The sequence below is a fragment of the Vibrio sp. Vb0667 genome (assembly GCF_033391095.1).
This window is the reverse complement of the sequence record NZ_JAWPOL010000001.1, coordinates 78,138-89,719: the sequence shown is the minus strand read 5'-3', so window position 1 is coordinate 89,719 and position 11,582 is coordinate 78,138. Positions and strand designations below refer to the sequence as shown.

The window sequence follows — 11,582 nt, the reverse complement described above, 5'->3', positions numbered from 1 at the left end:
AGTACAATAAAAATAGAGAAGTAATACCGCAAAAATAAAAATAGAGGTTCAGGATTTAATTTACACGTAAAATAACCACTATATTCACGCCATGAAGCATTAATAAATTCAACAATAAATATTTATTAAGTTAAATTTACTTATTGTCAGCACACTGTTAGCTTTACTCTTAAATGCACTGGTCAGATTTGTTTATTTTACTGATTTTCGTTGCAATACAACTTCTAATTAATTCATGAGAAAAACATGCAGCGACAATTAACTCTTTCACCGATTTATTTATTAATCGGGTTAGCCTCATCGACGGCGTATGCCGGTGGTTTTCAAATTAACGAACATTCGGCGACGGGTCTTGGTCGTGCTTTTGCTGGTGATGCTGTTATTGGTGATAATGCGTCTGTAGTCAGCCGCAACGCCGCAGCGATGACGCTGTTTAAACAAAATGCCTTATCGTTCGGTGTCACTTACGTCAAACCTGACGTTACCGTTAAAAATGCGCAATATCATCGAGCTAACATTAATGCGGATGTCAATGTTGGTATGGGCGGTTTTCCTCCGTCCCCTCAAGTTGAAATTACCCCGTCCTTCTCTCAAACCGTGACCGACATTGATGACGTCGATGGCGTTGGTCAACCAGCCGTTGTACCCAATTTTTACTTTATTCACCCTATCAACGACGACTGGTATCTAGGCTTATCGGCATACTCCAACTTCGGAACCGACATGGAGTTTAAACCAAACTATGGCGCACCTGTTTTTGGCGGTGTCACCAGCGTAGCGAGTGTCAACCTTGGCGCAAGCTTGGCATACAAGGTGAACGATCGTTTTAGTATCGGTGGTGGTATTGATGTGATTTACGGCTCTGGTGAGCTGTACCGCGATATGGACGTGGGTGTTTGCGTTGGTGGGAACATACTTGGAAACGAACTAGAACAACGCTGTGGATCCGTAAAAGGCAACGCACTTGATGTGGAAGCTGGCGGCATTGGGCTTGGCGCGAACATTGGCATGATGTACGAGTTTAACGAACGTCATCGCTTAGGTTTAAGCTACAAGCACAGCCCTAACATTGATGCCAAGGGTGACATCCACTTTGCTGGCGAATCGTACGACTCGCTTGCTATGCCGCTACCGGATATTGCGGAGTTTTCCGGTTATCACCGCGTCTTACCTAAATTTGCCCTGCACTATTCTGTGCAGTGGATTGGTTGGTCAGCATTTGACAGCTTGAAAGCTGATGATCAGTTGCTAAAAGATTTTCAGTGGCAAGACTCCGCGCACTACTCCATCGGTGCGACTTGGTACGCCAATGAACGTTGGACACTTCGCACGGGTTACATGTTCGACAAAACACCTGTCGATGAGCTGACTTCGCTTTCTATCCCAGATTCGAACCGTCACTGGTTATCTGCGGGGGCCTCTTACCAATGGTCATCAGATACCACGGTTGACATCGGCATGACGTACTTGATTGGTGAAGATGTCAACGTAGAAGAGTACGCGTATGAAGGTGTTCCTGCACCGATGGTAACGGGCGTGACCCATTCAAATGCGTTCCTAATTGGTGCCCAACTCAGCCACCGTTTCTAATTTGTCAGGCAGTGATCAAACCTCTAGGTCATTGCCTTGTAACAACGCTTATCAAAGCGACCGAACAGAGACATTATTATGAACAAAACACTACTTGCTTTTTCACTCTCACTTCTCACTCTAAGCGCGGCTCAGGCTTCGGAATGGGGCTATGGCAATGACAAACACGGGCCAGAACACTGGGGAGAAATCGCCAAAGACTGCGCAACCACGAAAAACCAAAGCCCAATCAACATCGACAACCCAGCCGATGCAAAACTGGAAGCACTGAACCTTTCGTACACTGGTCAGGTCATTGGTTTAACCAACAATGGTCATACGCTGCAAGCGCAAGTGAATGGACGTAATAGCTTCACCATCGATGGCGAGACGTTCGAGCTGCAACAGTTCCATTTCCACACACCTTCAGAAAACCAAATCAAAGGCCGCCAATATCCACTTGAAGCGCACTTTGTACACGCCAACGCAGACGGCGAGTTGGCGGTAATTTCGGTGATGTTTGATGCTGGCGATCAAAACGCAGGGCTGTCTAAACTGATCAACGCAATCCCACAAGAGAATCAAACCACGTTCTTTAAAGATACGTTTGAGATTAACGACTTACTGCCAAAAACTGCAAACTACTATCGATTTAACGGCTCTTTAACCACACCACCATGTTCAGAAGGTGTGCGATGGTTTGTGCTTAAAGACACTCAAACCTTATCCAAAGATCAAGCCGCGAAACTGATGGAAGTCATGGGACAAAACAATCGTCCGCTGCAACCGCTAAATGCGCGCGTTGTACTTTCTAACTAAACGCCACATCCGATAAGGGGCATCGTATTTGCCCCTTATTTTGATTCGCTCTAACCTCACTTAGTTACAGGAACCCCCAATGAAAACTCCATCTGTTCTGTCACTCTTACTCGCACTCGCCCCGACACTCGCCTTCTCTCATAACCTTTCTGTCGGTCAAACCACCCCTTCCGTCAGCATTGATACCTATGGCGAAATGACGCTGCAAGGAGACGATGTGGCTTATCAACCTTGGGCAACTCAGCAGATGTTAGGCAAAGTCCGTGTGATACAAGCCATTGCAGGTCGTAGTAAAGCTAAAGAGATGAACGCGCCGCTGATGTCAGCAATCACTGCCGCTCACTTTCCTGAAGATCAGTATCAGACCACAACCGTGATCAACCAAGAAGACGCCATCTGGGGAACCGGTACATTTGTAAAATCGTCGGCAGAGGACAGCAAAAAGACATTCTCTTGGTCTTCCATGGTGTTAGACAAAAATGGCGTATTAGCAACAACTTGGGATCTGCAGCAAGAAAGTTCTGCGATTATCGTACAAAATAAACAAGGCGAAATTTTATTCGTGAAAGAAGGGGCTTTAACTCAAGACGAAGTCACACACGTCATCGAACTGATTAAACAGAATATCTAAACCTAAGGTAAGGAAAAGCTATGAAACTGTTCAACACCATCGCACTCTGTCTTTTAGCGGCTGTAGCCTCTTTCCAATCGGTTGCAGGAGACAACGATTGGGATAAGATTGCAGATAAGACCGTCAGTTTTAAATCGGAAACCGACACAGTCAATCCACTGTCACCATTTGCTAACGCTCGTTTCAGCCACATAAAAATCAAATGTACGCAAGGTACGGTCGATCTGAAAAGCGTTAAAGTAATCATGAAAGATGGTCAGGAAAAGACGTTCGACAGTTTAGGGGTTCTGACTAAAGGCATGTCATCAAGAAGCTTAAGCCTACCAACAAAAGATAACGCGAAGTTAGACAAAATCGAGTTGAACTATGAATCGGTTGGCAGCACAGCGCTGCAAGTCGCGGGGGTGACCAAAAAAGCGCAAGTGGAAATCTTAGGTAAGAAAATCGACGAGTAAGCGATGGCTCAACGAACTCACCCAAACTAAAAACAGCGGCACTAGGCCGCTGTTTTCATTAAAAAATCGTCATGGATAACTAAATGAATTTCTTCAGCTTCGCCAAACCATAAGCGGCGATGGTGACACAATCTTTGATCGTGCCGTCGATCATCATCTGTTCGAACTCCTCAACAGAAAAAGCGCGAGTGATCAAATCCTCTTCTTCACTGTCGAGTTGATTGCCCACGTCCGTTAAATCAGTGGCGAAGTAGACGTGACATGTCTGATTCAAAAAGCCGTATGCGATAAACTGCGCGCCAACATACGCCATTGCGCTCGCCTGCATGCCCGTTTCTTCACGCAGCTCGCCTTTGGCAAGCTCAAGATGATCCGCATCTGGGTTTGATTCCCACGCCCCTTGTGGGATCTCCCAACAACGTTGGCCTACGGTGTAACGGTACTGCTGAACCAAGTGAATCATCCCGTTATCGATAGCCAGAATCGCAGCACAATCAGGTTTGTCGACCACACCATAGATGCCCTCTGCGCCGCTCGGACGTAAAATTTTGTCCTCACGCACCGTCATCCACTTATTCTGGTAAACGACTTTGCTGTCTAGCTGTTTGATGTCTGACATGGTTATTCCTTGATTTTTCTGAGGGTTACTGCGGAATAATACCCGATTCGGTTACGCCACCAAAATGTTCTTTAGTTCACTCAAAGACTCAACGGTGTAATTTGGTGCGATACGCTCATCGACGCTTGCGCCTGTGGTATTTAACCAGCAAGTTTCAATACCAAAATTATTACCACCCAGAATATCGGAATGCAGGTTGTCACCCACCATCAGTACGCGCGTTTTGCATGGGTTGCCCATTTGCTGCATCGCGTATTCAAAAATACCTAAGTCCGGTTTTGCTACGCCCACTTGTTCAGAGATCACCACTTTATCGAAGTACTCAGTCATCCCTGTGCGCTCAAGGCGAATTGCTTGCAACTCTGTAAAACCGTTGGTGATGATGCCCATTTTAGCTTTGCCTTGCAGCGCTTCCATCAGCTCTTTTGCACCTGGCAACAAGCTGCAAATATCGGCCATTGCTTCTAAAAATGCGCTATTGAGATCTGCTGTTGTGGTATTCAACTTCTCAGCCCACTCGGTAAAACGCTTATGTTTTAGCTCATCTGCCGTTACTTTGCCGTCTTGGTAATCCACCCAAAGCGGTTTGTTTACGGTTTGGTAATGAGCAAAATCTTGTTCAGTAAAATCTACGCCTTTGCGAGAAAACATAAGCTGTAAACCTTTGAAAGCATCAAAGTGGAATAAGGTTTCGTCAGCGTCAAACAGGATCCAATCGTACTTCATTTTCTTCTTCCCAAAATCAAGGTCGTAATACTGGTGCATAGTCTAGATTGTTTTCTTCTTGAAGATAATCTCTATAATTGGAAATTAATTGTATCCTTGTGCTCAACAATAAATGCTTCACGATAATAGGAGATTGATGTGAACGCGATTGCCTCCCTGCCCGTTTTTGTTGCTGTTGTCGAATGCGGCAGCTTTTCCCTTGCGGCCAAACAGCTGAATCTGACGAAATCGGCGATCAGCAAACGCATCAACCAACTAGAAGACGATTTGGGCATTCGTCTCCTTAATCGAACTACACGTAAGCTGAGCCTGACCGAAGCAGGAGAACGCTATTTTGAGTACGCCTCTCAAGCGCTCAACCTAGCCCAGCAAGGCGTAGACGCGGTATCGGAACTGCAAGGCTCGCCACAAGGTCGGCTCAAAATTACCGTGCCGATGTCTTTCGGTGTGCTGCATATCGCGCCTTTGATCAGCGAGTTTCTCGCTCGTTACCCGAAAATTGAAGTGGATTTAAACCTCGAAGACAAAATGGTCGATTTGGTTAAAGACGGTTTTGATTTGGGGATCCGTATTGGTGAACTCACCTCTTCCAATCTAATCGCAAAACGTCTCGCCCCTTGTAAAAGTGTGCTTTGTGCCTCACCAGATTACTTAGCGGAGTTTGGAACACCGCAAAAACCAAGTGATTTAGTCGGTCACAACTGCCTGCGCTACTCCTATTTCCGTGGCGGCGTCGAATGGATGTTCATCAACAACGGCAGCGAATACAAGGTACTTCCAAAAGGAAACTTTATCGTCAATAACAGCGAAGCCATTCGCCAGTTGCTGTTAAGAGGTTCGGGCATTGCTCAACTGCCAACATTTATTGCAGGAAGAGACTTTGCCGCAGGAAATCTAAAACCGGTGATGGAAGAGTACTCTCTACCAGAACACGCCATTTATGCGGTGTTCCCTGAGCGCAAGCACATGCCGTTGAAAGTAAGAGCCTTTATCGATTTTATCAGCGAAAAGCTCGGCACAGATTTACCTTACTGGGATCGTTACAATAGCCCAGAAAAATAACCATATTGATGATAAGTGAGTGAGATTTCACTACTGACACGTTCTGACATTCCATCCGCGTAACCTTATTTGGAACTCAACAGGCAATCCGCCAAAACCAATAAGGAATCACAATATGGAAACCGTTATCGAAACTGTGCAATTTCGTCTAACCGCAGGCACAACAGAGCAAGACGTGATCGCCGCTGCCAAACAGTCACAAACGTTTGTGAAGAATCTGCCGGGCTTTTTGTATCGCTCACTCAGTCACGAAGCGACTGACGGTGTGTGGACAGACATCATTTACTGGCGTTCAATGGACGATGCAAAACAGGCGGGAAAACAGATTAAGCAAGCCGTTGAATTTCAGCCTCTGTTATCAATGATTGACTGCGAAAGCTTCGAGCTTAAACATCACAACTTAAAAATGTGCAGTGAGCTAGAGAAGTAATCAGCCACACTACCACTAACAACCAGTAGGTCTAGATAAGGAACATCATGAGCAAATCAGAACGACTGTTTGAGCTACTGACGCTTCTGCGCGCAAAGCGTTACGCCGTGACAGCGAAAGAGCTCGCAGAAAGAATGGAAGTTAGCGAACGTACGATTTATCGCGATATTCAGTCGTTGCTTAGTTCTGGTGTTCCGATTCAAGGTGAAGCAGGTGTTGGCTACCTGTTGCAAGCTGGCTCTCATCTGCCGCCTTTGATGTTCTCAGAAAAAGAGATGATGGCGCTTGAACTGGGTATGCGGATGGTTCGAGCCTGGTCGGATGTTGAACTCGCCGAAGCGTCTCACTCTGCGTCCACCAAAATACTTTCGGTATTGCCCGATAAGCTCAAACAACAAGTGGAAGATTGTCCGCTGATTGTGCCCGATTATCACACCCAATCCGAGACTGCCAAACGAGGGCAGCTTCTGCGCCACGCGATTGATCATCAGTTTAAGGTCAGTTTGGATTACCAAGATGAAAGCGGACAAGTGACCGAAAGAAAAATCCAACCGTTAGGCCAGTTCTTTTGGGGCAAAGTCTGGACGCTGGTCGCCTGGTGCGAATTGCGCGATGGCTACCGCCAGTTCCGCCTCGACCGTATCCAAGCACTGCGTATGCACGATGAAGAGTTTCAGAGTGCGGAAACCAAATCTCTCAAACATTATATTGCGCAGTATGAATCGAAAGATTGAGTGTTCTTCATCCTTCCATCACAAGGATTCTAAATTGCTCTGCTCAATGCGAGATATTTGGAAAGGCACGTTTAGTTAAACTAATGTTTCATTTTTAACAGATGCGCAACCAACCTAAGATCGTTAACTTAAGTAGCACGTCAACCACACCGGAGCGTGAAGCTATGAAAGTACTGATTCAATACACCCAAGCAGGGAAATATCGAGATCAAGCGTGGGAGTCTTTAACTCTTCGATCTAAAGGTGATATGCAGGCAGTTACCCCTTCTTATGCTGCCCAACTTATCGAACAAAGCAAAGCGACACTTGTGATGACAGAAGACGGACAGATCATCTTTCACTCCTAAATTCCATCAATCCTATGACGAAAAAGGCCTGCATTGCTGCAGGCCTTTGTATGAGTGAATTAAGAGTTATTTACTGGAAACTCACTGCAGTTGGTAGGCGATCAAGCATCTTGTAGTAATCACCAGCCACAGCGCCGATATCACCACGCAAATACGCTTGAATCATATTGAGATCTTTCAGCCAAAGTTCTTTGTCAGCATCTGAAGACGCCATGTACCCTGCGTACACATTGTCGACCGCGAACATCATGTCTTCGGCGTGATCGTTGTAAATCAAAAGCATCGCATCTGTGTAAGCTTCGAACGCTTTCAGCTCATCGTGCGCTTTACCACCTTTATAGCTCAATGTGCCTGAAGTTGCATCGATGACCAAATCACCCGAAGTCACATTCGCTGTCGTAAAGTTGATGAACGACTGGCTAAACGACAGCACACCTGCCGCAATATCCGCATCAATGGTTCGCTTCATTGCGTTGACCATTGGCGCATCCAGCAGCAATACAGGATCGTGGAACGCTGGGACAATCGCTGTTCGGAATGGCCCCCAAGCACTATCGATGCTCTCTGCGACCTTGTTTAGTGTTGCAGGCTCATAGCTATCTAGGTAAGTTTTTAGATCGTAACCTTTGGACGTCACCAGTTGATTTGCGTAGTCGTAAGCCAGCTTGTTTGCTTTTGTTGCCACAAACTTCTCGCCGTCGATAACAAACTCAACCTTGTCACCCGCGATAATACCGTAGCGGTCTTGTTGCTTCGTAAACGTATCAAACTGAGATTGACCACGAGTCTTCACTGTGTAGTCGTAAGACTTCATTTGGCGCACACCCATTCTCAAGATGACATCGCCAACACGTCCGCGGCCTTCTGCACCAATATCAAGGAATCTTGCAATACCACGAGGCATTGGTGGTAGGGACTCCATTTGCTCAGTGATGTGTAGGTTCACGGTAACACCTTTTAGATTGATGTATTCCTTACCGTCTTTACCCACCAATTTAACTGGCGTATTTAACGCATCATTTGCCACGACGTTGCCCATGATGTCTTCGTATTCAGCTTGCACCCCAGGGATATCAAGCAGCGATGCAAAGCTCACCTCATCAGTAAAACGGTTCGAGAATCGACGTGCCAAGAAATAGCTAGCAAGCGCTTTGTCTGGCCAGTTACCCAACACAGACACCGCATTTGACCAAGGGTAATCCGGGTCAAAGCTACCAATTGAGTTTAGGAAGCGTCCATTCGCAGTTTCCGCAACAGCTATATAGCCCTCATCTGAATCTTCGATAAAGCGTGCTGCCAAATCATCAAAACAGCTGGCTGTTGAAAGATCGTAATCAGCCGGAATTTGGTGTGAGTTGTTGTCTAACAGTTGACCAAAAGAAATCACTTTTTGGTTGCCTGCCGCATTTTCTATCACACATTGATGCTCTGGTGTGCGCAAGATATCAAGGAAGAACGCCGCGGATTTTTTCGCACCATTCGCGTAATCACAGAACCATGAGTTATCGGCTTTGCCTTCGCTACAGTATTGAGGGTTTGAAGCAAGGCGCAATAAGAAATCACCCGGCTTATCCGTTGACGAAGTGTAACCTAAATTGGTGTACAGGTTATCGATGCGCTCAAGATCTTCCATCTTGTCACGGATAGCGCTCATTTCCATGTAACGGCGCACTAAGTAACCAGGATAATCGGACGAGAATAATCCTGTGGTCCCATATAACTCCAAGTTGCGTCGATCATAGCTATCGAGATAGTTCTGCCACTCGTAAGAAACAATTTCTTCTAGGTTTGTACCTTCGTCAAAACGGTTACAGTCGCTGTTTAGAGAAACGTTCCCATCGGTACAGAAATCGTAAGACTTACGCTCAATTTCATTCACTTTATCTAGGTAGTAAAGTGCGCCATAACGAGTTTTCGCATTCAGTTCAGGATCATCAGACAACGCAGCGATATCGAATCGGCTAAAGTCACAGTTGTAGAGTGATTTGCCTTTCTCGTCCCCCGTTAGCGCCTTCACTTCAGAACACACCATCAGCGATGTGTTGTCTGGATTGTTGCCAAACTTGTATGCAAAGCTTTGTTGGTAGGCTTGCTGATCAGCGAGGTAACGAGCATATACCGCTTTGTCTTCATCGCTCGCACTGTCTGCCGGTTTCGCAACAGGTGCAGGAGCTGAACCTGAAGAATCTTGAATCGTCTCGACTTTACGGCCGTAGCCGAACTTAAACGCCGCAATGTCGTACAGACCCCAAGTTGGCGTTTCATCCAACATGCTTGGTGCGTAGTCCATTGTCGAACTGTAAGCAGGAATGTTGTTCAAGCCGAGTTGATGCGCTTGCTCTAGCGTGTAGTAGTTCGCTTTGTCATTTGAGCCTTTAAAGTTATGGCGCAGACCCATGTTATGACCAAGCTCGTGAACAAGCGTATTGCTGTAAGTCGCAACCGTAATCGCATCTGCGGCTTTCACTTGCAACTCTTTTGGCAGGTATTTCCAACGCTTAAGCTGACGCGATACTTCGTTACCTGCGTCATCAAGTTTGATCTCAAAGTAACGCTCGTCATCCAACTTCAAGTTGTCCAACATGGCCTTGTTGGTTGAAGAAACCCACGACGCTTCGATTGGATAGACGTTGTTCTCTGCCCAGAAAGACAAACGGTTCTCTTCAGCTTCAACCACCTTTTCAAACTCCATGTCATCATTGAAGTTTTTCATTAGCTGAGTTGGGCTCTTCGTCGCTGCTTTTCCAGAAACGATGTCTTCTTTTGAAACGAGCGGCGCATGAATGTTTTCATCCGATTTCAGGCTAGTCATCGCCGCCATTGTAGAAAGCGCTTCAATTCTATCCGCAACTTCTGTTTTCACAGATTCGCTGCTGGTTGGCAATGGATCTAAGCCATCTAAGTCCAGTTGATTACGATTATAGAAACGCGCCAAGTTATCCCAATAGAAAGGCACACCCGTTCTTGCAACGCCTGCGTATTGGTTCACGTGGCCTTTGATGATTTCCCCCGTCATCGGGTTAGAAACCGACGGGCCATAGCCAAGCAGACCGTTCGCTAAAGGCTCGTCAATCAGGTTAATCACGTTGTAACGCAGATCTCCTGGGTGAATACCAGCCGCTTTGGTTTTGTTCACAATCTCGATTTCAGGCTTGCCTGCATCCGCCCCAAATACATTCAGCGCTTGGTTCATCTTGTCGATCGATTGCAGCGTTGCATCCAAGAACAACTTGTTCTTCTCTTCAAAGAAATTGTCGCTCAAGTAATATTTGATAGAGCCTTGATCTGGGTTGAAACGATTGAGGTAAACCACATCACGGTCGTATTTATTCGTGACTGGGTTAAGCTTTTTCGTCGACGTAGTGAAGAAACCAATGTCGTTCTCATCACCCACTGGGTACAAGATCGGTTGGTAACCTTCGGTTGCCACTTCACTTTCGTGCACTAACGAATAGTAGAACCGAGATTTAAACGCGCCATCTACAAGCGCTTCATCCAAGCTCGCTTTCGTTGCAAAGTTGATGTAGTCGGAAATATTATCTAAATCGATACGGAACGTGCGCTCTAGTTCGAAATTGAGAAGACCGTTTTTAGGGTCAAAGTCCCACGAGATCAATCGTGGTGCGCCAATTTCATCAATGCCTTCGGTAATGCCATACAGATCTTCCATATTGAATTCTGCAATTTCGAGATCTTCAGGACGAGGAGTGAAGTGGGTTTTCTTCTTGTAGTTTAGGCTTGCGTCTTCGTTGGTTTCTTCTTTGTTGGTGCAATCACCATGCGCGTCTTCTTGACAGCGATACGCCGCAAAGTCACCCGGAATCGTCAGCACTTGCGCGAAGTTAACGCCGTCGTCGTCTGCGACAAATTTCTCTTCACCGCAGTAGTTATTAGCATCTTTGCTTAGATGCGCGTCTGGGTAGTTTTTATCGTAACTGCGAACTTCCAGACCTTCTTTGGTAAAACAAAGCTCAACGTAACGAGGTGAACCTTGCAAGAATGGGAATTGGTTAAGAGCAAAGCGTGGAGCGGCACCAGTCGTCGGAACGTAAAACCAACGACCGTCTTTAAGATCTTTTACTGCGACTTCTTTTGCATCTCTTTCGACATAGTCATACGCCTGATCATCTGCGCCACAGCCTGCAAGTGCGGCCGTTATTGCTGACACCAGAGTCAAGTTTTTAAACATT

The 11,582-nt window shown here is 46.1% G+C and carries 11 protein-coding genes; 8 read left to right on the top strand and 3 right to left on the bottom strand.

The annotated features are described in order from the left end of the window. Positions 1-246 precede the first annotated feature (246 nt). From R8269_RS00415 to R8269_RS00400, 4 genes are all read left to right on the top strand, one after another. The gene (locus R8269_RS00415; protein WP_017635081.1) at positions 247-1,590 is read left to right on the top strand and encodes an OmpP1/FadL family transporter; all 1,344 of its coding nucleotides are present in this window, start codon (positions 247-249) and stop codon (positions 1,588-1,590) included. A gap of 78 nt (positions 1,591-1,668) precedes the next feature. Then, positions 1,669-2,388 carry a carbonic anhydrase family protein gene (locus R8269_RS00410; protein ID WP_318222419.1) on the top strand — a complete coding sequence of 240 codons (720 nt, stop codon included), beginning with the start codon at positions 1,669-1,671 and terminating at the stop codon, positions 2,386-2,388. A gap of 79 nt (positions 2,389-2,467) precedes the next feature. Beyond that, positions 2,468-3,019 (top strand): YtfJ family protein, encoded by a 552-nt coding sequence (locus R8269_RS00405; RefSeq protein WP_005374105.1) that lies wholly within the window; start codon positions 2,468-2,470, stop codon positions 3,017-3,019. Between the two features lie 20 nt (positions 3,020-3,039). After that, entirely contained in the window at positions 3,040-3,474 is a 435-nt protein-coding gene (locus tag R8269_RS00400; RefSeq protein WP_005480927.1) for a hypothetical protein, read from the top strand. Positions 3,475-3,553: 79 nt separating this feature from the next. Here the strand turns inward: R8269_RS00400 and R8269_RS00395 are convergent, their stop codons facing one another. Further along, positions 3,554-4,093, bottom strand: a complete 540-nt coding sequence (locus R8269_RS00395; RefSeq protein ID WP_017635078.1) for an NUDIX domain-containing protein — start codon at positions 4,091-4,093, stop codon at positions 3,554-3,556. Between the two features lie 51 nt (positions 4,094-4,144). Further along, entirely contained in the window at positions 4,145-4,819 is a 675-nt protein-coding gene (gene yjjG, locus R8269_RS00390; protein WP_005374109.1) for a pyrimidine 5'-nucleotidase, read from the bottom strand. A 138-nt stretch (positions 4,820-4,957) separates the two neighbouring features. Here yjjG and R8269_RS00385 point away from each other — a divergent pair, with 138 nt between their 5' ends. The 4 genes from R8269_RS00385 to R8269_RS00370 all read left to right on the top strand — a co-directional run bounded on the left by R8269_RS00385 (position 4,958) and on the right by R8269_RS00370 (position 7,392). Then, the gene (locus R8269_RS00385; protein ID WP_053307145.1) at positions 4,958-5,881 is read left to right on the top strand and encodes a LysR family transcriptional regulator; all 924 of its coding nucleotides are present in this window, start codon (positions 4,958-4,960) and stop codon (positions 5,879-5,881) included. 115 nt (positions 5,882-5,996) lie between these two features. Further along, positions 5,997-6,311: a hypothetical protein gene (locus R8269_RS00380; RefSeq protein WP_025637937.1), complete on the top strand. Its 315-nt coding sequence runs from the start codon at positions 5,997-5,999 to the stop codon at positions 6,309-6,311. A gap of 47 nt (positions 6,312-6,358) precedes the next feature. Then, the gene (locus R8269_RS00375; RefSeq protein WP_213867539.1) at positions 6,359-7,045 is read left to right on the top strand and encodes a helix-turn-helix transcriptional regulator; all 687 of its coding nucleotides are present in this window, start codon (positions 6,359-6,361) and stop codon (positions 7,043-7,045) included. Positions 7,046-7,209: 164 nt separating this feature from the next. Then, the gene (locus tag R8269_RS00370; protein WP_005393690.1) at positions 7,210-7,392 is read left to right on the top strand and encodes a hypothetical protein; all 183 of its coding nucleotides are present in this window, start codon (positions 7,210-7,212) and stop codon (positions 7,390-7,392) included. Between the two features lie 70 nt (positions 7,393-7,462). On the opposite strand, the gene R8269_RS00365 is transcribed toward R8269_RS00370, so the two are convergent. Continuing rightward, on the bottom strand, positions 7,463-11,581 hold the full coding sequence (locus tag R8269_RS00365) for a M66 family metalloprotease (protein WP_318222418.1): 4,119 nt from the start codon (positions 11,579-11,581) through the stop codon (positions 7,463-7,465). Position 11,582: the final 1 nt, after the last annotated feature.